General features: G+C 61.7%; 20 protein-coding genes and 1 tRNA gene. 10 read left to right on the top strand and 11 right to left on the bottom strand.

Annotation, left to right across the window (positions count from 1 at the left end):
• The first annotated feature begins 75 nt into the window (after positions 1-75).
• The 3 genes from VGU25_02560 to VGU25_02550 are packed head-to-tail and all read left to right on the top strand — an operon-like array spanning position 76 to position 4,218.
• Positions 76-1,419 (top strand): MFS transporter, encoded by a 1,344-nt coding sequence (locus VGU25_02560; protein HEV2576070.1) that lies wholly within the window; start codon positions 76-78, stop codon positions 1,417-1,419.
• Positions 1,412-3,400 carry a YjhG/YagF family D-xylonate dehydratase gene (locus VGU25_02555; protein ID HEV2576069.1) on the top strand — a complete coding sequence of 663 codons (1,989 nt, stop codon included), beginning with the start codon at positions 1,412-1,414 and terminating at the stop codon, positions 3,398-3,400. The genes VGU25_02560 and VGU25_02555 overlap by 8 nt, the downstream gene beginning before the upstream one ends.
• On the top strand, positions 3,397-4,218 hold the full coding sequence (locus VGU25_02550; GenBank protein HEV2576068.1) for a fumarylacetoacetate hydrolase family protein: 822 nt from the start codon (positions 3,397-3,399) through the stop codon (positions 4,216-4,218). The genes VGU25_02555 and VGU25_02550 overlap by 4 nt, the downstream gene beginning before the upstream one ends.
• Positions 4,219-4,233: 15 nt before the next feature.
• On the opposite strand, the gene VGU25_02545 is transcribed toward VGU25_02550, so the two are convergent.
• The gene (locus VGU25_02545) at positions 4,234-5,817 is read right to left on the bottom strand and encodes an aldehyde dehydrogenase (NADP(+)) (GenBank protein HEV2576067.1); all 1,584 of its coding nucleotides are present in this window, start codon (positions 5,815-5,817) and stop codon (positions 4,234-4,236) included.
• 178 nt (positions 5,818-5,995) lie between these two features.
• Here VGU25_02545 and VGU25_02540 point away from each other — a divergent pair, with 178 nt between their 5' ends.
• From VGU25_02540 to VGU25_02525, 4 genes are read left to right on the top strand one after another with little or no spacing between them, the layout of a single operon-like run.
• Complete coding sequence (locus VGU25_02540) at positions 5,996-6,367, top strand: response regulator (GenBank protein HEV2576066.1); 372 nt, start codon at positions 5,996-5,998, stop codon at positions 6,365-6,367.
• Between the two features lie 47 nt (positions 6,368-6,414).
• Positions 6,415-8,418: a TonB-dependent receptor gene (locus VGU25_02535; GenBank protein HEV2576065.1), complete on the top strand. Its 2,004-nt coding sequence runs from the start codon at positions 6,415-6,417 to the stop codon at positions 8,416-8,418.
• On the top strand, positions 8,419-9,009 hold the full coding sequence (locus VGU25_02530; protein HEV2576064.1) for a YfiR family protein: 591 nt from the start codon (positions 8,419-8,421) through the stop codon (positions 9,007-9,009). It abuts the gene before it with no gap.
• Complete coding sequence (locus VGU25_02525) at positions 9,006-10,466, top strand: ATP-binding protein (GenBank protein HEV2576063.1); 1,461 nt, start codon at positions 9,006-9,008, stop codon at positions 10,464-10,466. Before VGU25_02530 ends, VGU25_02525 begins: the two co-directional genes overlap by 4 nt.
• Before the next feature lie 159 nt (positions 10,467-10,625).
• On the opposite strand, the gene VGU25_02520 is transcribed toward VGU25_02525, so the two are convergent.
• Positions 10,626-11,045, bottom strand: a complete 420-nt coding sequence (locus VGU25_02520; GenBank protein ID HEV2576062.1) for an EamA family transporter — start codon at positions 11,043-11,045, stop codon at positions 10,626-10,628.
• Positions 11,046-11,130: 85 nt separating this feature from the next.
• A complete protein-coding gene (locus tag VGU25_02515) occupies positions 11,131-12,456 on the bottom strand; it encodes a Gfo/Idh/MocA family oxidoreductase (protein HEV2576061.1) in 1,326 nt (441 codons plus the stop codon).
• Between the two features lie 380 nt (positions 12,457-12,836).
• Here VGU25_02515 and VGU25_02510 point away from each other — a divergent pair, with 380 nt between their 5' ends.
• Complete coding sequence (locus tag VGU25_02510; protein HEV2576060.1) at positions 12,837-14,099, top strand: ABC transporter permease; 1,263 nt, start codon at positions 12,837-12,839, stop codon at positions 14,097-14,099.
• A gap of 207 nt (positions 14,100-14,306) precedes the next feature.
• Here the strand turns inward: VGU25_02510 and rplI are convergent, their stop codons facing one another.
• The 8 genes from rplI to VGU25_02470 form a co-directional block, all read right to left on the bottom strand.
• Complete coding sequence (gene rplI / locus VGU25_02505) at positions 14,307-14,810, bottom strand: 50S ribosomal protein L9 (GenBank protein ID HEV2576059.1); 504 nt, start codon at positions 14,808-14,810, stop codon at positions 14,307-14,309.
• A gap of 30 nt (positions 14,811-14,840) precedes the next feature.
• On the bottom strand, positions 14,841-15,263 hold the full coding sequence (gene rpsR / locus VGU25_02500) for a 30S ribosomal protein S18 (protein HEV2576058.1): 423 nt from the start codon (positions 15,261-15,263) through the stop codon (positions 14,841-14,843).
• Positions 15,264-15,396: 133 nt separating this feature from the next.
• A complete protein-coding gene (gene rpsF / locus VGU25_02495) occupies positions 15,397-15,837 on the bottom strand; it encodes a 30S ribosomal protein S6 (GenBank protein HEV2576057.1) in 441 nt (146 codons plus the stop codon).
• A 147-nt stretch (positions 15,838-15,984) separates the two neighbouring features.
• Positions 15,985-16,575, bottom strand: coding sequence for an aminoacyl-tRNA hydrolase (gene pth / locus VGU25_02490; protein HEV2576056.1), 591 nt, complete (start codon positions 16,573-16,575; stop codon positions 15,985-15,987).
• A gap of 78 nt (positions 16,576-16,653) precedes the next feature.
• Positions 16,654-17,340: a 50S ribosomal protein L25 gene (locus tag VGU25_02485; protein ID HEV2576055.1), complete on the bottom strand. Its 687-nt coding sequence runs from the start codon at positions 17,338-17,340 to the stop codon at positions 16,654-16,656.
• A 56-nt stretch (positions 17,341-17,396) separates the two neighbouring features.
• Complete coding sequence (locus VGU25_02480) at positions 17,397-18,503, bottom strand: ribose-phosphate pyrophosphokinase (protein HEV2576054.1); 1,107 nt, start codon at positions 18,501-18,503, stop codon at positions 17,397-17,399.
• Positions 18,504-18,809: 306 nt separating this feature from the next.
• Positions 18,810-18,883: transfer RNA gene (locus VGU25_02475), tRNA-Gln, on the bottom strand.
• An 87-nt stretch (positions 18,884-18,970) separates the two neighbouring features.
• Positions 18,971-20,032 carry a 4-(cytidine 5'-diphospho)-2-C-methyl-D-erythritol kinase gene (locus tag VGU25_02470; GenBank protein HEV2576053.1) on the bottom strand — a complete coding sequence of 354 codons (1,062 nt, stop codon included), beginning with the start codon at positions 20,030-20,032 and terminating at the stop codon, positions 18,971-18,973.
• A gap of 113 nt (positions 20,033-20,145) precedes the next feature.
• Here VGU25_02470 and VGU25_02465 point away from each other — a divergent pair, with 113 nt between their 5' ends.
• Together VGU25_02465 and VGU25_02460 are read left to right on the top strand one after the other, a co-directional pair.
• The gene (locus tag VGU25_02465; protein ID HEV2576052.1) at positions 20,146-21,972 is read left to right on the top strand and encodes a transglycosylase SLT domain-containing protein; all 1,827 of its coding nucleotides are present in this window, start codon (positions 20,146-20,148) and stop codon (positions 21,970-21,972) included.
• Between the two features lie 226 nt (positions 21,973-22,198).
• Positions 22,199-22,873, top strand: coding sequence for a hypothetical protein (locus VGU25_02460; protein ID HEV2576051.1), 675 nt, complete (start codon positions 22,199-22,201; stop codon positions 22,871-22,873).
• Positions 22,874-22,914: the final 41 nt, after the last annotated feature.

The following is a 22,914-nucleotide window of genomic DNA, read 5'->3' as shown; positions in this document are numbered from 1 at the left end:
ACCCAAATTCACACTGCGCGGCGAAGAAATGTACACCGCGTCTGCTCTCGATCCGGCTGCGTATACTTCCTGTGCGTGTGTGCCGTCCTGCGAACTCGCGATGTTCCAGTAATCCACGCGGCAGCGCCTGCCGCTGAGCCCACGCGCTGGGGACGCCGTCGCTGGCTGTTGGTCGCCGTGTTTATCACCTACAGCCTCGCTTATCTCGACCGCGCCAACTATGGCTTCGGCGCTGCCGCAGGTATGGCAGAGACACTGCACATCACCGGCGGCAAGAACTCTCTCCTCGGCGCGCTCTTTTTCCTGGGCTATTTCTTCTTCCAGGTTCCCGGGATCGTCGCCGCGCGCCGATTCAGTTGCACACGGCTCGTCGGTTTCTCACTTGTTCTCTGGGGAGCACTTGCTGCACTGACTGGCGTGCTCCGCATCTTCTGGATGCTGGCGATCGATCGCTTTCTCCTCGGCGTCGCCGAGAGCATCATCTTTCCCGCGCTCCTGCTCATCCTCACACGCTGGTTCACACGCGCAGACCGCTCCCGCGTCAATACGCTGCTGATGCTTGGCAATCCCGTCACAGTGCTCTGGATGTCCGCCATCACCGGCTTTCTCATACAACGCTTCGGGTGGCAGCGTACCTTCATCTTCGAGGGCGTGCCTTCAATTCTTTGGGCCCTCATCTGGATGCTCTTCGTTCGGGAGCATCCCACGGACGCTCGCTGGCTTCCGGCAGACGAGGCGGAGCGACTCACAGCGCAGCTCGCAACCGAGCAGCGCGAGCTTCCTGCCTCCGCGCATGCCACGACCCAGACACTCCGCACAGCTCTTCTGCGCAAAGATGTCATCGTGCTCTCGATTCAATACTTCTGTTGGAGCCTCGGCGTATACGGCTTTGTCCTCTGGCTACCAACGATTGTGCGCGAGGGAGCCTCGCTCACCATGGGACGCACCGGCCTGGTGTCCGCCGCACCCTATCTCGTTGCGATTACGCTGATGCTCATCGTCGCGCAATTCTCGGATCGCTCGCTGCACAGGCGGCGCTTCGTCTGGCCACCTCTGTTGATCTCCGGCATCGCATTGCTGGGATCATTCCTGCTGCAACCCCACGGCTTTCTCGGCGCCTATATCTGTCTGTTAATCGCAGGTGGCGGAATGTACGCACCCTATGGTCCGTTCTTCGCCATCATGCCGGAGCGTATTCCGCAGAATCGCGTTGGCGAAGTCATGGCATTGGTCAACAGCGCCGGAGGATTGGGAGCGTTCGCAGGCGTCTACGTCGTTGGCTGGCTGCGAGCATTTACCGGCAGTGAGCGCCCGGGATATCTCGTTATGTCACTCTTTCTGGTGATCTCCGCGCTGCTCATCATCTGGCTTCCAAAGCCGCCGCAAGTCAATCCGCTGAAGGAGGCCGCGAATGCCTGAGCCGCTGCCTCTGCGGGACGTGCTCGAAAACGACCCGTCGCTTTTCGCCGACGTCCGCACACACGCCAAAGGCCCCGAAGGCATCCTACCCATCACGCCGGAGATGCTTCTCACGCAACCCTCCGGCAATCTCTTCGGGCTCTCGCAGGACGCTGGCATGGGCTGGGAGCCCGCGCGGCTGCTCGATCCGGAATTCCTCATCCTGAGCACTCACGGTGGCGTGCGCGCGGCTGACGGAACGCCCATCGCACTCGGCTTTCACACCGGCCACTGGGAGGTCGGTCTTCTAGTCGCGGAAGCCGCGCGCGAGTTTCGACGACTGCACGCAATACCCTTCGCCGGCGCCTGCACGGACCCCTGCGATGGCCGGACCCAAGGCACCGAGGGCATGCTCGACTCGCTGCCCTACCGCAATGATGCCGCGATGGTTCTTCGCCGACTCATGCGCTCGCTTCCGCAGCGCCGTGGCGTGCTCGGCATCGCCACCTGCGACAAGGGCCTTCCCGCGATGATGATGGCGATTGCTTCCGGCGGCGCACTGCCCAGTGTGCTCGTACCCGGCGGCGTCACGCTGCTGCCCGACGAAGGCGAAGACGCCGGCCGCGTGCAAACCATCGGCGCGCGCTTCGCACAAGGCGAGATCACCGAGGAGTACGCCGCCGAGATGGGTTGCCGCGCCTGCGCGAGCCCAGGCGGCGGCTGCCAGTTTCTCGGCACTGCGGCGACCTCGCAGGTCGTCGGTGAAGCGCTTGGTTTCTCGCTTCCACATACTGCGCTCGCGCCATCGGGCCAACCCATCTGGCAGGAGGCCGCGACACGCTCGGCGCGCGCCTTGCTGCGGCTCGCGCAACTCGGACTTGGCACGCGCGACATCCTGACAGACGCTGCAATCCGCAATGCCATGGTCGTCTACGCAGCGTTTGGCGGGTCGACGAATCTCCTGCTGCACATTCCTGCAATCGCACACGCTGCAAGCTTGCGCCGTCCCACACGCGCCGACTGGGAGTCCGCCAATCGCGAGGTCCCACGCCTGGTCGATGCACTCCCGAACGGCCCGCGCAACTTCGCCACCGTGCAGGTCTTTCTCGCGGGCGCAGTTCCCGAGGTCATGCTGCACTTGCGGCGCGCCGGCCTGCTCGATACCAGCGTCCTCACCGCAAGCGGCGACACGCTCGCGCACTCGCTCGACTGGTGGGAGCAGAGCGAACGCCGCCGCGCAATGAAGCAACGCCTTCGCGAGATCGACGGCGTCGACGCCGACGACGTGATCCTCTCGCCCGACCGCGCACGCTCGCGCGGCCTCACCTCAACCGTCTGCTTTCCTGTTGGGAATCTCGCGCCCGAAGGAAGCGTCATCAAAAGCACGTCCATCGATCCATCGCTCATCGACGCAGACAACTCATTCCGCCACGAAGGCCCCGCGAAGGTCTTCATCACCGAGGCAGCCGCAATCTCCGCCATCAAACGCGGCGAGATTGCCCATGGTGACGTCCTCGTCCTCATCTGCAGCGGCCCGCTTGGCGCAGGAATGCAGGAGATCTACCAGATCACCTCCGCGCTCAAGGCACTGCCATTCTGCAAGCACGTCGCCGTGCTCACCGACGCTCGCTTCAGCGGTGTCTCCACAGGCGCCTGTATCGGTCACATCTCTCCCGAAGCGCTCGCCGGCGGCCCCATAGGCCGCTTGCGCGATGGCGACTGGATCGAAATCGCCGTCGATCGCAACGCGCTGCACGGACGTGTCAATCTCATCGGCGAAGGCGACGAGAGATTTACCGCCGATGAAGGTGTGCGTCGGCTTGCTGCACGTGAACCCCGTCCCGACCTCGCACCACACCCGGCTCTGCCCGCCGACACACGCCTCTGGGCCGCCCTCGTGGAAGCCAGCGGCGGCGTATGGGGAGGATGCATCTATGACACCGACGCCATCGTCGGCCGACTCGCGCGCGGTGCACAAAATTCGCAAGGAAAGCAGTCATGAAGATTTACAGAACAACGCATGGCCTTCTCGTTGAAGAACACGGAAACATTCATGCCCTCAACGCGAGCTTCGATGACCTGGTACGCAGCAGTCATCCGTTCTCTCTGGCGCAGAACGCATTCAACTCCCCTGCCGTCGCAGCGCCAAACGCCAGCGAGATCCTCGCGCCCATCGGCTCGCAGGAAGTCTGGGCCGCTGGCGTCACCTACTTCCGCAGCCGCAGCGCTCGCATGGAGGAGTCGAAAGACGCAGGCGGTGGCAGCTTCTACGATCGCGTATACTCCGCTGCTCGTCCGGAGCTCTTTTTCAAAGCCACCGCACGCCGCGTCGTCGGTCATGGCGCCAGCGTTCGCATCCGTTCCGACGCCCACTGGTCCGTTCCCGAACCCGAGCTCACGCTGCTCATCAACCCCCGCGGCGAGATCATCGGCTACACCATCGGCAATGACATGAGCTCGCGCGACATCGAAGGCGAGAACCCGCTCTACTTGCCACAAGCCAAGGTCTATGACGGAAGCTGCGCAATCGGTCCCTGCGTCCTGCTCAGCCGCGAGCCCTTGCCGAAATCCACCAGCATCCGCATAGAAATCATTCGCAACGGCAGCACAGCCTTTGACGGCACAACCACACTCGCCGAACTCAAGCGCGAACCCGCCGAGCTCGCGAATTATCTCTTCCGCGACAACACGTTTCCCGACGGTGCATTCCTTATGACCGGTACGGGCATCGTTCCCGGCGACGACTTCACGCTCGCGCACGGAGATCTCATTCGCATCTCCATCGACGGCATCGGCACGCTCGAAAACCGCGTTGCTTGATGCAATTCCGGCGCTTTACTCGCGTATCGACTTCCCGTTCACCATGCGCTGAATCCCCAGCGAATTGCCCCGTCGCAACTCCATCGGCAGTGCCGTATCAGGAAAGTCCTGGTAGCATACCGGCCGCGCAAATCGCGTGATCGCGCGCGTGCCGACGGATGTCGTGCGGCTGTCCGAAGTCGCTGGGAACGGTCCCCCATGCACCATCGCGTGACAGACTTCCACGCCCGTCGGATAGCCGTTGAAGAGTATCCGTCCCACCTTCGTCTCCAGGACGCGCACCAGCTCCGACGCCTCGCGCAGATCGTCTTCCGTACCGTGAATCGTCGCGGTTAGATGTCCGTGCAATCGCTTCGCAACGTCGACGAGATCGCTCGTCTGGTCGTAGTGAACCAGCAGTGTCGTCGGCCCGAAGATCTCTTCCTCGAGCTCCTGACTCGCCGCAAACTTCGCGAGTGGCACACTGAACACCGCCGCTCCTCGCGCCGCTCCATCGCCGGCCGCTTCGCCTTCGAAGCCCGCAACCCATTCCGCCTGTCCTGCGCTACGCCGCCGCGTTATCGCGGAGTTATAGCGCTCCGCAATCGACGGCGTCAGCATCCCATGCGCGCCCAGTGCATCAACACCGCCGCGCAACGTGCCCAAAAATTCATCTGCATCCCGCTGCGGCACAAACACCAGCCCCGGCTTCGTGCAGAACTGCCCGGAGCCCAGCGTGAACGACGTCTGCAACCCCTTCGCCAGCTCTGCTCCGCGCTCCCGCAGCGCGCCCGGCAGCACAAACAGCGGATTCGTGCTGCCCATCTCTGCATAGCAGGGAATCGGTTGCGGCCTCGTCGCAGCAAGTTTCATCAGCGCCTGTCCGCCGCTCGCCGAGCCCGTAAACGCCACCGCCTGCACCGCAGGATGTTTCACCAGCGCCGTACCAACTTCAATGCCGCTATCGAACAGCAGCGCAAACACTCCGGCCGGCAGCTTGCTCTTCTCTATCGCACGCACAACCGCTCGCCCCGCAAGCTCGCTTGTCCCCGGATGCGCCGGGTGCGCTTTCACGATCACCGGATTGCCTGCCGCCAGCGCCGAGGCCGTATCTCCTCCCGCAACCGAAAACGCCAGCGGAAAGTTGCTCGCTCCAAACACCGCCACTGGCCCCATCGGCCGCAGCATCGAGCGCACATCCGGACGCGGCAGCGGTTTGCGCTCAGGCATCGCCTCATCAATCCGCGCGTCCACCCACGAGCCCTCCTCCACCACATCCGCAAACAACCGAAGCTGTCCCGTGGTGCGCGCGAGTTCGCCCTCCAGTCGCGGCCGCGGCAATCCTGTCTCCTGCTGCGCGCGTGCGATGATCGCCGCACCATCCGCCGTCAACTCCTCCGCAATCGCACGCAGAAACTGCGCGCGCTCCCGTGCGCTGATCGCAGCAAACACAGGCGCCGCCGCAGACGCCACCTCTGCCGCGCGCGCTACTTCATCCAAACTCGCCGACACGAACTCGGGCTCGATCTCTCCTCCCGTTGAGGGGTCGACTGCACGAAAGCGGACTCCATCGCCGGTTTCCGGAGCGCCCTCGATGATCGAAAACACCATTTCCTGCATCGCTGTTCACCTCGCGAATTCATATGCGCCACACCGTTGAAACTTTGTCTCAGGCAACCTGCTCACTCAAATTTGCATCGCCGAAATTTCCTTGCAGCATGCGATATCTCTTCTGATTGCCTTTATATTTGGAGGGTCCGTTGGTGCTGCATCTCCAGCCTAAACCGGATCAGAATCTATGAAGAAACCAGCCGTCCTGATCATTGATGATGATCCGTCGCACCTGCGCATCTACGGGTGGATTATGCAGTCCGCAGGCTTCGAGTCATGCCCCGCTCTCGTGAGCCTGGATACGCTCGATCTGCCTGAAACGCAAATCGATCTCGTTCTTCTCGACTACCATCTCAACGCCAGAGGGACGGCAACCGAAATCGCTCTGCAACTGCGCGAGAGGTATCCGAACGCCCCGATTTTCGTCCTCTCGGACGCTCTTATGATGCCGGACGATATTGCCCCCTTTGTCGACGGCTTCATCCGCAAGGGTGATCCTGCGCGGCTCGTCGAGACCGTGTCACAAAGGCTAAATGGCGCTGCTAATGGATCGCAGTAGCTACTGCGAAGGGAAAATACGTGACGCACAGAGGAGAACACAATCGGTTGACGCTCCGCGGAGCAGCCACTCTGATTGCGCTTGCACTCGTTTGGCGCACGGCCTTCGCGGCGCCATATCAGCCCGCGGCCGAGCAGCAGCTCAAACAACTCTCGCTCGCACAGCTTGGAGACGTCGAAGTCACGACGGTCTCAAAGGAGCCTGAAGAGGTCTGGCAGACGCCGGCTGCCATCGCCGTCATCACCCAGGACGACATTCGCCACTCCGGCGCAACCAGCATCCCTGAGCTTCTGCGGCTTATTCCCGGTGTCAACGTCGCGCGTGAGCAGAGCGATCAGTGGGCAGTCGCGGTTCGCGGCTTCAACAGCCAGTTCTCCAAGGGTCTCCTCGTTCTCATCGATGGCCGCAGCGTCTACACGCCGCTGTTTGAAGGCGTCTACTGGGACGTGCAGGATCTCGTGCTCGCGGACATCGATCGCATTGAAGTCATCCGCGGGCCAGGCGGCACAGTCTGGGGAGCCAACGCCGTGAACGGCGTCATCAACATCATCACCAGGAAGGCTCGCGATACCCAGGGCGGATTTGTAGATGTCGCCGCCGGTGGCTCCGTGGATCGCTTCATCGGCCAGGTTCGCTGGGGCGCTAGTCCGCTGGCCAATCTGCAGTTCCGCCTCTTCGCCAAGGGATTCAATCGCGGCCCCGAGTCCAACCCCGGTGGCGACCCATACGACCGCTGGCACCAGGCCCGTGGCGGCCTCCGCCTCGATTGGCAGCCCAGCACAAAAGATAGCTTCAGCGCGCAGTTCATGGCCTACGGCGGCGCCACCGGCAACCAGGTCGCAATCGGGCAGTACACTCCTCCCGCGCAGCTCAGCGTCGATGGCCAACAGATGGTCACCGGCGGAGATCTCATGCTGCGTTGGGACCGTCAGCTCGCCGGCGGCTCCAGCTTCTTCGTCCAGGGCTACTTCGACCGCACCGATCGCGCGACCTCGCAGTTCACGGAGACCCGCAATACCTTCGACGCCGACTTCATCTACAACCTCGCCACTGTAAAGAGGAACAACATCATCGTCGGCGGTGGCCTGCGCGAAAGCCCCAGCAACATCACGCAGGTCGTTCCCACGGTGGACTTCCAGCCGCACCAGATCAACAACTACGTCTACAGCCTCTTCGCTCAGGACGCGATCCAGCTTGTCCCCAATAAGCTCACCTTCACAGCGGGCACGAAGCTCGAGAACAACAATTACAGCGGCTGGGGATGGCAGCCCACGGCTCGCCTCCTGTGGACGCCAAAGCAGCACGTTACGTTATGGGGCGCGGTCTCACGCGCTCTGCGCACGCCGGGACGAGTCGACCGCGACGTCACCGTCATTGGCTACTTCCCCGGATATAATCCGCCGCTCTTTGCCGAGATCGCCGGCAATCCGAACTTCAAACCTGAGGTCCTCATCGGTTGGGAATACGGCTACCGGCAGCTCCTCGCTAAGCGGTTCTTCGTCGACATCGCAGCTTTCCACAATCAGCACGACAACATCGAAAGCTACGGGACGGCTCGTCTAAGCTCTCCCACGACGCCATATACTCACTATCTCCTGGTCGAGCCGTTCGATAACGGACTTCGCGGTGTCTCGAACGGTGTCGAAGTCGCGCCCGACTGGAAGCCCGTCCATTGGCTCGATCTGCGCGGTAACTACTCTCACCTCAGCATCAACCTGCACTCCAAACCCGGATTCAGCCAGGCCAGCTACGCCACCACCTACGAGGGCTCCAGTCCCGAGCATCAGGCCTCTGTCCAGGCCATCCTCTCGTTCCCGCATGATGTCGAGCTCACCACTGACTACCGCTTCGTCAGCGCACTTACCGCACTGCAGGTGCCACGCTATCAGACCGCTGATTTCAACCTCGCGTATCACCTCAGGGAGCACGTCACGCTTTCGGCGAACGGCCGCAACATTCTCCAGCCCCATCATCAGGAGTTCACCGGCAACAACGGAAACGCCGTCGGGATCCGGCGCAACTTCTTCGGTTCCGTCGACTGGACGTGGTAAATGCGCACCACGCGATCTCATCTCGTTCGTCGCATCCGTCCGCTCTCCGCGGTTCTGCTTCTTTGCTCAACGATTCTCGCGTCCGCGCGGGACACCTTCGCTGCCGCTGGCCAGCCCTCGCAGTCAGATGTCGAAGCGGTTTACCTGTTCGACTTTGGCAAATTTGTCCGCTGGCCCGCTGGCGCTGATCAGGGCCCTCTCCGGATCTGTATCGCGGGCACTGACGCCTTTGCCGCCGCGCTCCGCAAGACTGTATCCAACGAGACCATCGGTAGCCGTCCACTCGACGTTCGTCTCCTGATGCACCCTGGCGATGAGGCGGGCTGCGCCATCCTCTTCATTGAAGCCACGGAGCACGCCCACCTCGACGAACTCCTCCAGGCGGTCGCCACCAGACCCACTCTCACCGTCAGCGACACGCCGGACTTCCTCAGCCACGGCGGCATGATCCAGTTTCAGCTCGTCGAAAAGCGTGTGCGATTTTCCATCAACCTGAATGCGGTCAACCGTGCGCATCTCGGCATGAGCTCCGAGCTGCTCAAGGTGGCGCTCAGCGTCAAAGGAAAGATGCCGGAAGGAGGCGCAGAGTGAAACCCCAGCATCGCGCCCCCAGCATCTCCGGCAGAATCACACGCATGAACCTGCTCGTCAGCGGCTCTGTGCTGATTCTCGCTGTGCTGGCGTTCTTTTCCTATGACATGCTCTCCTTCCGCCAGAGCCTCATCAACAATCTCCGCTCTGAGGCACAGATCATTGGCGCCAACAGCGTCTCTGCGCTAATGTTCGACGACCCCGCCAGCGCCGCCTCCACGCTGCAAGGCCTCAACCGCTCTCCCGACGTCATCTCCGCCGTGCTCACCAAACAGGATGGTTCTGTCTTTGCGACCTACGGCCCGCCCAACGAAACCAATCTCACCGCCCGGCACGCACTTGCTGACAACGAGAACGAGCACCACTGGCTCAACGGACGGCGTCTGCTCGTCGCTCACCGCATCATCTTCGAGGGATCGCCGCAAGGCGTCGTCTACATCTCCGCCAGCTTGACCGAGATCGGCCAGCGTGCCCGCCACTATCTGGTTATCGCCGGCCTCATCCTGGTTCTCTGCATGCTTGCCGCGTTGCTCATCAGCGCCTTATCTCGCCGGCTCATCGCTCAACCCATTGCTTCGCTTGCAGAGACCGCCCGCTCCATCTCGCGCGAGCACGACTACTCCGTGCGCGCCACGGAGTCCGCCGATAGCATTGAAATGTCCGTCCTCACGCATGCATTCAATGACATGCTGCAGCAGATTCAGCAGAGCGAAGCCGCACTCCGTCAATCGCGCGACGAACTCGAGCAGCGCGTCGAAGAGCGCACCGCCGAGCTCAGCGCTGCCAACCGCGAGCTCGAAGCCTTTTCCTACACCGTCGCGCACGACCTCCGTGGTCCGCTCGATTCCATCGCCGGCATCGGCTATCTGCTCTCCGGCGGCCCCGCGCAGCTCGATCAAAACAGCCGTGAGATGGTGCAGCGCCTGCAGGAGTCAACGCGCAACATGGCGGCGCTGATCGATGATCTCCTCAACTTCGCGCGCGCCTCTACAACGCCCGTCAAACGTGATCGCGTCGACCTCAGCGAGATGGCGCACAAGATCGTCGCCGACCTTCAGCGTAACGACCCCACGCGCCAGGTCGACCTCCAGATCGCCACTCTTCCGCCCGTCGAAGCCGATGCCGGTCTCGTCCGCATTGCGTTGGACAACCTTCTGCGCAACGCCTGGAAGTACACCTCGCACCACCCCCGCGCCTGCATCGAATTCGGTGCAAAGACTATCGATGGCCGTACTGTCTATTTCGTTCGAGACGACGGCGCCGGCTTCGACCCCGCGCGCACCACTGAACTCTTCGAACCCTTCCATCGCCTGCATAGCAAGGCCCAGTTCGCCGGCACCGGCGTCGGTCTCGCCACGGTGCAACGCATCCTCGCCCGCCACGGCGGCGAAATCTGGGCCGAAGGCGCTATCGAAAAAGGCGCAACCTTCTACTTCACTCTTCCGCCCGCAACCTGAGCTTCGAAGATGCGAGAGGCCCCGGCTTCCAGGCACCCCGCCCCGTCAGCCGCGACCGGTCTCCAGGTACCCCGAGCCTCCAGGCTCGGGTCTCTTACGACGCTTACAGAAATGGGGCTTTAGCGCCTGAGGTATGCTCTCCTGTCCTCGCCAACAAATCTAAAACAACGCCAGTACCACCGCGCCCGCCGTAATCAACAACCCGCCCGCGATCTTTGCCGGCGTCAGCCTCTCGCCCAAAATCGGCCACGCCAGCAAAATCACCAGCACCACGCTCAGCTTATCGATCGGAGCAACCTTCGACGCCTGGCCCAGCGACAACGCCCTGAAGTAGCAGATCCACGACATCCCTGTCGCCAGCCCGCTCAGCGACAGCAGCATCCAGCTCCGCCTGTCCACCGTCGCGATCTCATGATGTCCGCCGAGCGCAATCGCAATCAACCACGCGAACACCACAACGACAGTCGTTCGAATCGCTGTCGCTAAATTCGGGTCCACATGCGACACACCCGCCTTCGCCAGCAGCGCCGTCGCCGCCGCAAACACCGCCGAAAGAACCGCCCAGAAGAGCCACGACACAGTTCACGCTCCACACCAAAGAGAGAATCTCGTTCTCATCTTCGATGCGGAGCGTGGCCTGAACAACTCACAAGTTCGAGTGGGCCTAAACCTTAACCTCCCACCCCGGCTCATACTTGCGATCCCACTGCTTCATCGCCTCTGCGTCCTTGATGTGTCCGTTGGCCGTATCCAGCGTCAGCTCACGCTTCAAGTTCCACGCAATATTCGACACCTGCAGCATCGTCACGCTGACATTCGCGATCTCGATCGGCGAATGCAGCGGCTCGCCCTTCTGAATACCCGCAATGAAGTTCGCAAAGTGCGCATCCGTCATCGAGTCGCGCCCAATCACGTCCGTGCTCACAAACCTGTCCTTCGACGCCACATACTCGTCCGTCTTCTTTCCATCCAGGTTGTAAACCTCATATCCCTGGCGGTCTACCAATATGCTTCCAGTCGTTCCATGCACCGTCACGCCACGGTCGCGCCCGTAAACCTTCATCCCATTCGAGCACCGGCATTCCCAGCTGATCATGTGCTCCGGATACTCAAAGTTCGTCACAATCGTGTCCGGGAACTGCCAGTCATCCCTGTACGCGTACCGGCCGCCCGAAATGTTCACCCGCTCCGGCCATTCCAGCCCCAGCGCCCAGCGTGCCACATCCACCTCGTGCGTTCCGTTGTTCAGCGTCTCGCCCGTGCCGTAGCGCGTCAGCCAGTGCCAGTTGTACGGATGAATGTTGTCCTTGTACTCGCTGCGCGGCGCCGGCCCCTGCCACAGATCCCAGTCCAGGTTCTCCGGCACAGGCACCGGCTTGCCAATCCCCATCGACTTCCGCGTGTTCACATACCAGGCCTTCGCATAGTACGGTGTCCCGATCCGCCCGTTGCGAAGGTCGTTGATGATCTTGATCGTGTGGTCTGACGACCGCTGCTGGTCGCCCACCTGCACCAGCTTCCCATGCTTGTTTCGCGCCTCGATCAACAACTCGCCCTCGCGCGGATTGTGGCTGCTCGGTTTCTCTACATACACATGCTTGCCCGCGCGCAGCCCCAACACCGCCATCGGCGCATGCCAGTGATCGGGCGTCGCAATCGTGATTGCGTCGACATCCTTGGACTCCAATGCCTTGCGAAAATCCTGGTTGGCCGTCGGCGCATAGCCCAGCGTCTTCTCCGCCTTCGGCCCAAACTTCGCCAGCACATTCTTGTCCACGTCGCAGCAGTGCGTCATGCGCGCGTTCTTGCTGTTGTTTGCAATCGCTGAAAGATGAGCTTGCCCGCGGCCATTCAGTCCCGCGGTCGCGAAGTTCACGCGATCGTTCGCACCCACAATCTGTGCATAGCTGCGCGCCGGCGCGGCCAGCGCTGTTCCGGCAACCGTGACGGCCAAACCGTCCAGAAACGTACGACGCGAGATCTCACTCATTCGGACATTCTCCAAAGTCGAAACTAAACCCACCAAAACTCTACACGCCCCAAGCCAACTCCGGCCACCGAGGCACAACCCAGGCAGCCTTCGGGTACCCCATCTTCGGCTTTCGCAGGGTGCCCCGCGTCTTGATTCTGGGTTCGCAGGATCTAAGCATTCTCAGAATCCAGTCAGGTCCGTTAAGGGCATGGCTTTAGCCGTGCCGCAGATCGCGCCCATAGGGAAAGGGGGCTTTAGCCGCTGAGGGCCCTTCACGTCCGCAATGTTTAGGAATCCCCCACCCTCCAAACCTCGTCGAATTCACAGACAGATTCACCCTCGGCAGAGGAATACACTGCTGCAATAGGATCCCGAATTGCTCGGGAGGAGCGTTTCTTTTGGCAACCACAACTGAGGCCTTTCACAGTACGCTGGCCAGCGCGCGCACCACGGTCGCCTTTCGCGAGACCGTAAGTCTCGCGATTGACAGCTTTTGCGCCAGCAAGGCCCGCTTCCTCCTCACCATGCTCGGCATGGTCATCGGTTCGGCCTCCATCATTCTCGTGGCCACCCTTGGCCTCACCGGCCGCCAGTATGCGCTCAATATGATCGCGTCCATCGGGCCCAACATGATCGAGATGCAGTACGTCGGCGGCAACGTCACCGGCCCGGACAACACAACCACGCCGGACTCCATGACCATCGAGGACATGAACACCGTCGTCGATCAGGTCCCGGGTATCCGCTACAGCTCGCCCATGCTTGAGTACCACGACCGCATCGGCATGGGCAGCGGCGTCACCAAGGACGCCATGTTCCTCGGCGTCAGCCCGCAGTACAAAGACGTCCGCAATCTCAAGGTATTGGCCGGCCGCTTCTTTGACGACCAGGACGCCAATACCCACGCCAAGGTCGCCGTCCTCATCGCGCCCCTCGCCGAAGCACTTTACGGCAGCTACGCCAACGCCATCGACCAGAGCATCTCCGTCAAAGGCATTCCGTTCACCATCATCGGCGTCTTCAAAGAAAGCGTCGAGACCTTCGGCCAGAGCGAGGTCAACGACCAGACCATCCTCATCCCCTATCCGGTCGCGCGGTACTTCACCGGAACGAACACCGTAAAGCAGATCTTCTTCGCCGTCGACAATCCGCAGCAGGTTGAACCCGCCGCCGAGCACATCCTGGAAATAATCCGCTCGCGCCACCGGCCCTCGAGCGTCTATAACGCCTTCACCCTGACGGCTGTGCTGCGTGTCATGAGTCAGATCGCTACGATGCTCACCGTCGTGCTTACGCTGGCCTCCGCCATCACCCTCATCGTCTCCGGCGTCGGCATCATGAATTCCATGTTGGCCAATGTGCAGGCCCGCATCAAGGAAATCGGCATCCGCAAGGCTCTCGGCGCCACCAGGCGCGAGATTCTCATGCAGTTCCTCACTGAATCGATCTTCATGTCGCTTTCGGGAGGCCTGGTCGGAACGATCATTGGCCTCGCACTCCCGCTCAGCCTTCGTCTGTTCAGCCCCGTCAAGATCCCGGTCTCGCCCTGGAGCGCCGTCATCGCGCTCGTCACCTCGGTGCTGGTCGGCGTCGCCTTCGGCACCCTCCCGGCCCAGCGCGCCGCCCGCCTCGACCCCGTCACCACCCTCAAGTACGAGTAAGCTCAAAGGCTTGACAAGCCGCAGCTCCAGCCACGCGATGTTGCACAAACCGAGCACGCACGGGCGACGAAGACTGCGCCAAGGTCCACCCCTAACCTCAATGGGATGAAGATTTTGCGCAAAGAAGTACGGGGGGGGGGGGTACCCCGAAAAGCAGAACGGCGCTCCTCGCGGAGCGCCGTTCTGCTTTCAGAATCCGAGCCGAGCTTACGCCTCGACCTCGGTCTCCTCGTTAGCAGTCTCGACCGCCGCGGCCGGAGCTTCCGGCTTGTCGGACTTGATGTTCACCTGCACGTGCGCGGTGACCTCGCGATGCAGACGGATCGGCACGTGGAACTCGCCGACAGTCTTCAGCGGCTCGTCCAGGTGGATCTTGCGACGGTCAACCTCGTAGCCCTTGGCCTCCAGCTCCTTGGCGATATCCGCCGCGGTGACCGAGCCGAACAGCTGCTCGTGCTCGCCGGCTTTGCGCTCGAAGTTAAGGACCACCTCGTTGAGCCGGGTTGAGAGCTCCTCCGCGCCGGCCTTCTCCTTCGCTGACTTGCGCAGCGCCGAGGCCTTCATCTGCTCGATGACTGCCTTGTTCGCTGAGGTCGCCTCGATCGCCAGCTTCTCCGGCAGCAGGTAGTTGCGCCCGTAGCCGTCGGCGACCTTAACCACGTCGCCGCGGTGGCCGAGCTTCTGCACATCTTCTTTCAGAATGACTTCCATTGATCTTCTCCGATCTTGTGAGCGCCAGCTTTAGTACTTGGCGGCGTAGGGCAGCAGCGCGATGGCGCGGGCCTGTTTGATCGCCTTCGTCAGCTTGCGCTGGAAGGGAGCCGAGGTGCCGGTGAGGCGGCGCGGAATGATCTTGCCGCGGTCCGAGACGAACTGCTGCAGCAGGCGCACGTCGCGATAGGAGATCGAGTCGATCTTCTCCACCGTGAACTTGCAGACCTTCTTGCGGCGGAAGAACTTGCGTCCGCCAGGACCACCCGGGCCGCCGGGACCACCGCCGGGACGGGGACCACGCGGTCCGCCAGGACGGGGACCACGGTCGCCGCCTGGACCACCTTGCGAGCGCTCACCTTGCGGACGGTCACTCTGCGGACGGTCGCTCTGCGGACGATCGCCTGCAGGCGCGGGAGTAGATGCTGGTTGATTCTGATTCTCGTCAGCCATGTTGGTTTCCTTTGTCGCTCCTCAAATGGGAGCCGGTTCGGGCTGCTCTCGCTCCAGACTCGCATTGGAGCCTTTGGATTATTCGGAAGCGATGAAGCCGCGTTGATCGATGTCCTCTAAAAAGTGCTGACCCTTACGCCTCGGTGGCGGCGGGCTCGGGCGTGGCTTCGGCAGCAGGAGCCTCGGTGGCCTCGGGCTGCTCGACTTCAGCGCCGGGCTGCGGCTGTGCGCTGCGCTTCACGTGAGCATCGCGGTGCTTCTTGATTTTGGCAACGCGCTTCTCTTCCTCATCCGTGCGCACGGTGATGAACTTGATCACCTGTTCGGAGACGCGGAGACGGCGCTCGATCTCGTGGATCAGCGATGCCGGAGAGTCGACGATGAGCAGGACGTAGAAGCCGTCGTTGAACTTGCGGACCGTGTAGGCGAGCCGGCGGCGGCCCATCTTCTCGACCTGCTTCACGGCGCCGCCACCCTGCGTGACGTACCCCGAGAAGGTCTCGACGATCTTATCGATCTCGGCCTCTTCAATGTCGGGCCGGACGATGAACATGATTTCGTAGCTGCGATTCATGAATACTTCTTTCTGCGGGTTCTGCCCGCACTCCCCGATGGATTGGGTGAGTTTGGCTGTTGTGGGAAGGCAGGTGGTTAGTAGTTAGTGGTTAGTCAGTAGTAAAGGCAGTGATGTTTTTCACTAAGGCTAACTACTGAACACCAACTACTTCACGTCCTTCCGGTTGAACTCATTCATAGCGGCTGACGCTCCTGCTGTCAGCCACTTCTCGACAGCGCGTACGGCGAGGTCGAGACCATCTTCCAGCGTCACCAGGTCTGCTTTGCGCATCGGCGCGAGCAGATAATCAGTGCCGCCTGCATTTACCTCGCGTCCGTTCTCGGTTGGCCCTTTGCCTACTCCGATGCGGACGCGCATCCACTCTTCACTTCCAAGCGCACCGGAGACGGACTTCGCTCCGTTGTGCCCGTTTGCTGAGCCGCGTTCGGCGAGCCGAATCGTGCCCAGCGGGAATGCCAGCTCGTCGTACAGGACAATCATGTCCTTGTCTTCGAGCTCCAACTCGTCGAGCAGGGCAACGACCGAAAGCCCGCTCAGGTTCATGAAGGTCTCGGGCTTGGCGAGCAGGACATCGTGTCCTGCCAGCCTTGCGCGAGCGGTCTGGGCCTTGCCCCGCCGATTCGTTACCTGCACATCGCAGATGCCTGCGATGCGATCGATCGCCATGAAGCCTGCGTTGTGCGGCGTAAGCAGGTACTCCATGCCAGGATTTCCGAGACCGACGATGAGCTTCATAGGCGAGTGGTTAGTGGTTAGTAGTTAGTGGTTAGTGAGTTTTGACTAACCACTAACCACTTCCGACTAACTACTGCCTTACTTCTTTGCCTCCGGCTTCGCTTCGCCCTCAGCAGTCTCCTGCTTGCCCTTCTTGGCGACTTCGGGCTCGGCCGGCGTCTCGGTGGTTGCGGCTTCCGGCTCCGCCTCGGCCTTGACGTAGGTGACGCTCGCGACGACTGCGTCCTCTTCGCCCAGGTACTCGATCTTGTCCGAGTGCGGAAGGTCCGAGATGTGGAGCGACTGGTTCATCTCAAGGTTCGAGACGTCGAGGTCGATGTGCGACGGGATGTCACCGGGCAGGCACTCGATTTCGACCTCGTGCAGAGCGTGTAAGAGGATGCCGCCCGAGTTCTTGACGCCAGCAGCCGTGCCGACAAGCTGGACAGGAACCGACACGCGCATCTTCTTGTCCATCGCGATGCGCTTGAGGTCGATGTGGAGCAGGTGGCCCTTGATGGGTTCGTTCTGCCAGTCGACGATCATCGCCTTGCCGGTGGCGCCGCCCTCGATCGAAAGATCGAAGATGGAATTATGGCCGGCATCGGAGTGCAGAATGCGGGTGATGATCTTGGGATCGACCGCAACCGCAACCGAGGGCTCGCCCGCACCGTAGATGACGGCGGGGATGAGGCCTTCGCGGCGAACGCGGCGGGCGTGGTTCTTGTTGAACTTGCCGGTGCGCGGCTTGGCGGTGACGGTCGAAATGGTGGTGTTGTTTGCCATGTTTTCCTTTCGGGCACGAGGTTGAGCCTCGCTCCCTTTGCGGCTGAAGCCGCGTGTTAGTTGAAGAGCGTCGAAACCGACGTCTCCATGTGAATGCTCTCAATGGCGCGGCCCAGAAGGCCGGCGATGGAGAGGACCTTGATCTTGGCGACCTTCTGCGCGTCTTCGCGCAGAGGAATCGTGTTGGTGACCACCAGCTCTTCGAGCGGGGAGTTGGCGATGCGCTCGACCGCCGGACCCGAGAGCACGGCGTGTGAAGCGCAGGCGTAAACCTTTTCGGCGCCCTGCTCGATGAGAGCTTCGGCGGTTTTAACCAGCGTGCCGGCGGTGTCGACGATATCGTCGAGGATGAGGCAGGTGCGTCCGCGCACGTCGCCGATGACGTTCATCACTTCGGTGACGTTGATGTCGGTGCGGCGCTTGTCGACGATGGCCAGCGGCACCTCAAGCTTCTTGGCGAAGAAGCGCGCACGCTCCACGCCGCCGGCATCCGGGCTGACGACGGTGAGGTTCGGCAGGTCGAGATTCGAAAAGTAGCTGACGAGGACCGGCGAAGCGAACAGATGATCGACCGGTATGTTGAAGAAGCCCTGGATCTGCGCTGCATGCAGGTCGACGAACAGTGCACGATTGGCGCCGGCGGTGACGAGCAGGTCAGCCACGAGCTTGGAGGTGATCGCGACGCGCGGCCGGTCCTTGCGGTCCTGGCGAGCATAGCCGTAATAGGGAACGACTGCGGTGATGCGGCCGGCGGAGGCGCGGCGAAGCGCGTCCTCCATAATGAGCAGCTCGATCAGGTGCTCGTTGGTGGGGAAGCAGGTGGGCTGCACGAGGAAGACGTCGGCGCCGCGCACGTTCTCGAGAAGCTGGAAATGAATTTCGCCGTCAGAGAAGCGCTGAAACTTGGCTTCGCCGAGCGGAACGCCGAGGAATTTGCAGATCTCGTCGGTGAGCGCGCGGTTGGCCGAGCCCGAGAAGATCTTGAAGCGCTTGTCTTCGGAGAGTTTGGATGGCTTTCGCGGTGCGGAGGCGGCCTTTGGGGAAGCGCCGTCCGGAGAGACGCGAGACGGCTCCGCTGTTGCAACGGATGTTGCGGCGGAACCGTTCTCGGTGCCAGATGGTGAATTCGGGATTGAGACCGCAGTCGTGTCTTGTTCGCTCACGTTGAGAAACTCCTCCAGGCTGGTTGACCTATTGATGTTTCGTGCTGCATTCCCAGGTACTGCTCTTAAAGGGCCCTGCGCTGTTTCTCGCGGAGCTGATTCCTGTCTGAACAGTGCCTCGGTCTCATTGTGGACGCCGCGAAGGTGGTTCAAAATCGCTGCGCGCCCAGAAACTTCTTCTGTACTGTCACCCGCGCGATTCAAGTTCTGCGCGACGGGTCTTACAAAAATCCTGGCGGCGGTTGTGCCGCGAAAGACTCAAAGCTTCCCTTGTTCTGCCGGGGCCTCGGTAGTGGCGAACGACTTTGGTTGGGCGACCAGGATTCGAACCTGGACTGAGTGCGTCAAAGGCACTTGACCTACCGTTAGTCGATCGCCCAGTCTCCTGCTGCCATTGTCGCGTGGCAGGAGCAACTTCAGCGAACTTTTTGCGCCATCCGCAGAGCCATTCCGCCCATACGGCCGCGCTAAATCTCCAGCATCGTGTTCCAGTAATCCGCGCGGGGCAGGGTCTCGGTCAGGAGAGCCTGCGTGCCGGAAGCCTGGACACGCTGTTGAGCGGCGCGAGCGTCTGCCGTGGACCGGTAAAGTCCAAACAGCGCCGAACCAGAGCCCGAGAGTGCCGCATAAATCGCACGGCTGTCTTCCGGGACGGTGGAGTCTCCCACTAAATCACGCTTGGTTGAACGCAAGGAGGGATGCTCTTGAAAGACGACCTCTTCAAAGTCGTTTTCGATCCCGGTGCGGACAAGCGTGAGAAGAGGATTCTCAGCCCGATCACTCGCTAAGCGGGTGATACCGGAAGGGCTCGGCTCAGATATCTGGGAACTGGTTCCAAGATCGGCGCCGCTGGGTGACCAGGCGGCAGACAGAGCACGGCTCAACTGTTCCAGTTTACTTGGATTTGCGGCTGAGGTCAACGATTCGGCAGTCTGTTCCGGGAGTTTGCGGGCGTCCAAGGCCCGGAACGCCGCGGCGGTTGACACGCCGAGCGAAGGAACCGCCACCACGCATGGCGTAACTGGCAGATCTGGAAGGGGATAGACCTCTTCGCCGCGGGAGAGGCCAAGGACCGAACCACCCAGGACGAACAGTGGGACGTCGGAGCCGATCTGGGCGGCGAGCGCGAGACGGTCCGCGCCGGGCAGGGTCAGGTTGAGCTCACGCTCCACTCCTATTAATGCTGCGGCTGCGTTGGCCGATCCGGCTCCGAGGCCGCCCTGGACGGGAAGGTGCTTCTCGATGTCAATCGTGACCTCGGCGGAGACACCGAGTTGACCCAGCGCCAGTTCAACGATGCGGAAGGCGGTGTTGCGCTCGGCGTTGCCGGCCTCCGTGCGCGGGACGCCGCGGTGGTCGGCGGTCAGGGTAATGGAGGTCTCGGCGGCGGCACGGGCGCTAATAGTAACGACGTCATGGAGCGCAAGGGTCTGGTAGAGCGTCGCGAGCGCGTGAAAGCCGTCAGGCCGCGCGGGGCCGATCGCGAGGCCGAGATTGATCTTGCAGAAGGAGCGAACGCGCGTGGACATCAAGGGAGATTGTAGCGGTGGGGCTGTCAGGCGCGTCTCCCCTGACCATTTAGGGTCGTTTGCGCGCGTGCGGGGCATTTCTTTCGGGCGATTTCCGTACAATAAAGAGGTTGATGATTTCGATCAGTAAGGCACGGCAGCTTCGCCGGAGAGTGCGAGTTGCGCTGAGCGCGGCGCTGGTGCCGGGGGTGGTCTGCGCGGGCGTGGGTGTGGCCGCCGCGCAGCATAGAGAACAACCGAACCAGGTTACTCCGGCTGTTGCCGAATCGCAGCAGGCTGCGGCTCCGGCGCCCCAGACCGGCCTCACTCCGCAGCAACAGGCCGACGCGATGGCGCGCTCGCAGAAGATACAGGCGCTGATCGGGCGGGCGGAGAACAGCTACAACTCAGGCGTGGCGAATTACAACGCGAATCGGCTGGACGCGGCGCGAGCGGACTTCGACAGCGCCGTGGACGCGATGCTTTCCAGTGGGCTGGATCTGAAGAGCGATCCGCAGCTCTCGGATGAATTCGAGCACCTGGTAGACCGCATCAACTCGCTCGAACTCGTCGCGCTGAAGCAAGGCAATGGATTTTCGCCGAAGGTCGAGCCGGCTCCGCTGGACGAGGCGATGAACGAGGTGACGTTCCCGCCGGACCCGGAGCTGTTGGGCCGCATCAGCGCGGAGTTGCAGACGACCAAGTCGGATCTGCCGCTGGTCGTGAACGACTATGTCGCCGGCTTCATCAATTACTTTTCGAACTCTCCGGCCGGGCACGCCCATCTGCGGGCGTCGCTGGAGCGCGCGGGCAAGTACAAGGAGATGATCCTGAAGACGCTCAAGCAGTACGGCGTTCCGCAGGATTTGATCTACCAGGCAGTCGCGGAGTCGGGCTTCCAGCCGCAGGCGCTGAACCGGCGTTCGGGTGCGGGTGGCATGTGGCAGTTCATGCCCTTTGCCGGAGCGTATGGCCTGGAACGCAACGGCTACTTTGACGAGCGGTTCGATCCGGAGAAGTCGACCATAGCGTATGCGAAGTACATGAAGTACCTGTACGAGCAGTTCGGCGACTGGTATCTCGCCATGGCGGCGTACGACTGGGGCGCGGGCAATGTGCAGCGCGCCGTTGCTAGGACCGGCTACGCGGACTTCTGGCAGCTCTACCGGCATAATGCATTGCCGGGCGAAACGAAGAATTATGTTCCGGGTATTCTCGCGGCGGTCATCATGGCCAAGAACCCGAAGCAGTATGGACTGACGGACGTGGTGGCGGATGCTCCGGTGAAGTCGGACATGGTGACGACGGAGTATTCGATCAGCCTGCCGCTGGTGGCGGATGTGACGAACTCCTCGGTGCAGGAGATTGTGGCGCTGAACCCGGCGCTGCTGCGGCTTTCGACCCCGCGCGACATTCCTTACGACCTGCATCTGCCGGCCGGATCGAAGCAGATGTACCTGGACAGGGTGAAGGACATCCCGGAGGCGAACCGCGCAAGCTGGCGCTTCCATGTGGTCAAGAACGGAGAGACGCTGGACGAGATTGCGACGGAGATGCACGCGCGCCCGTCTGAGATCGCGACGGTGAATGAGATTCCCCAGGGCGATCCGCCCAAGCCGGGTGATGAACTCGTGATTCCTGAAACGACGAGCACGGGGCAGCAGCGCTACAGGACGCGGCGCGGCGACACGCTGGTCACGGTGGCCGACCGCTTCGGCGTTTCGGTGGAAGACCTGCGCGCCTGGAACCATCTCTCGTCTAACAGGCTGGAGCCGGGCCGCACGCTTTATGTAGCCGAGCCGGTGCGACTGGCGCCCACGGCACGCAAGACAGCGTCGCACGAACGCACGGCTGTGGCGCATGGCCACAAGACGCATGAGGCATCGCATGCTCACACAACACCCGCCGTATCGCACAAGACGACGGCATCAACGCACAAGCATTCCAGCAAGGGCCGCTGAGCTGAACGAGGTACTTCTGTAATGAAGAAGTACTGAAACGGGTCAGAAAGCATCTCACGCAAAGGTGAAAGAAGGCATGCACCAAAAAAGGTGCTTGCTATTTCGTTGCGCAGAGCGTAATCCTGTTGCTACTATTCGCGCGAGAGCTGCGTGCGTTTCTTTTTGTGCATGACAATGACAGCGCGAAAGAAGACAGTGGCAGAAAGAGCGGTCAGGGAGAACGACGATGTTTGAGGACGACGTGACCTTCAAGCTGTATGCGGCTGCGCAAGACAACGACGATCGCGACCTCGATGCCGAGGATTCGCAGTACGTCGAGGACGAAGAAGAGGAAGAGGAGTCGTTCAGCGACAGCGACGATCTGACGCTGGAGGATGCCGACTACGAGGCGCCTGCCCGGACCAGCACGCATGCGGAAGAAGCCGATATGTTTGCCGCGCCGTCCACGCCGGTAGAGCCTTATCAGCCAGCGCAGCGGCGTTCGGCCCAGCCCAAGGCTGCCCCGTCGGCGAGTTCTGCGGCGCCCGCGAAGAAAGCTACCCCGAAGAAGGCCGCCAAGAAAGCGGCTCCCAAGAAAGCTGCGAAGAAGGCTGCGCCGAAGAAGGCCGCCAAGAAAGCCGCGCCCAAGAAGGCTGCGAAGAAAGCACCCGCCAAGAAGGCTGCGGGTAAGAAGGTTTCAGGTTCTGCCGCGAAGAAGTCGAAGGGTGCCCGGCGCGGCGGGAAGGCTGCCCCTAAAAAGGCAGCAGGCAACAGGGGCACGCGCAACAAAAACCAATCTATGAGAGGTAAAACCTTGGCAACTAAGAAAGCAGCAAAGAAGGCAACCAAGAAGGCTCCTGCAAAGAAAGCGGCGAAGAAGTCCGCAAAGAAGGCGACTAAGAAGGCCGCCAAGAAGAAGTAACTCAACCTAACAGGCAAGCAAAAGCGCCCGGCAGCTCTCGC

The organism is Acidobacteriaceae bacterium (assembly GCA_035944135.1).
Taxonomy (GTDB): domain Bacteria; phylum Acidobacteriota; class Terriglobia; order Terriglobales; family Acidobacteriaceae; genus Granulicella.
This window is presented reverse-complemented; position numbering and strand designations above follow the sequence as displayed.

Excerpts from the sequence above, each read along its gene's own strand:
- VGU25_02555 (HEV2576069.1), top strand. The coding sequence starts at position 1,412 with ATGCCTGAGCCGCTGCCTCTGCGGGACGTGCTCGAAAACGACCCGTCG.
- VGU25_02550 (HEV2576068.1), top strand. The coding sequence starts at position 3,397 with ATGAAGATTTACAGAACAACGCATGGCCTTCTCGTTGAAGAACACGGA.
- VGU25_02545 (HEV2576067.1), bottom strand. The coding sequence starts at position 5,817 with ATGCAGGAAATGGTGTTTTCGATCATCGAGGGCGCTCCGGAAACCGGC.
- VGU25_02540 (HEV2576066.1), top strand. The coding sequence starts at position 5,996 with ATGAAGAAACCAGCCGTCCTGATCATTGATGATGATCCGTCGCACCTG.
- VGU25_02530 (HEV2576064.1), top strand. The coding sequence starts at position 8,419 with ATGCGCACCACGCGATCTCATCTCGTTCGTCGCATCCGTCCGCTCTCC.
- VGU25_02515 (HEV2576061.1), bottom strand. The coding sequence starts at position 12,456 with ATGAGTGAGATCTCGCGTCGTACGTTTCTGGACGGTTTGGCCGTCACG.
- rplI (HEV2576059.1), bottom strand. The coding sequence starts at position 14,810 with ATGGAAGTCATTCTGAAAGAAGATGTGCAGAAGCTCGGCCACCGCGGC.
- rpsR (HEV2576058.1), bottom strand. The coding sequence starts at position 15,263 with ATGGCTGACGAGAATCAGAATCAACCAGCATCTACTCCCGCGCCTGCA.
- rpsF (HEV2576057.1), bottom strand. The coding sequence starts at position 15,837 with ATGAATCGCAGCTACGAAATCATGTTCATCGTCCGGCCCGACATTGAA.
- pth (HEV2576056.1), bottom strand. The coding sequence starts at position 16,575 with ATGAAGCTCATCGTCGGTCTCGGAAATCCTGGCATGGAGTACCTGCTT.
- VGU25_02485 (HEV2576055.1), bottom strand. The coding sequence starts at position 17,340 with ATGGCAAACAACACCACCATTTCGACCGTCACCGCCAAGCCGCGCACC.
- VGU25_02470 (HEV2576053.1), bottom strand. The coding sequence starts at position 20,032 with ATGTCCACGCGCGTTCGCTCCTTCTGCAAGATCAATCTCGGCCTCGCG.
- VGU25_02465 (HEV2576052.1), top strand. The coding sequence starts at position 20,146 with ATGATTTCGATCAGTAAGGCACGGCAGCTTCGCCGGAGAGTGCGAGTT.
- VGU25_02460 (HEV2576051.1), top strand. The coding sequence starts at position 22,199 with ATGTTTGAGGACGACGTGACCTTCAAGCTGTATGCGGCTGCGCAAGAC.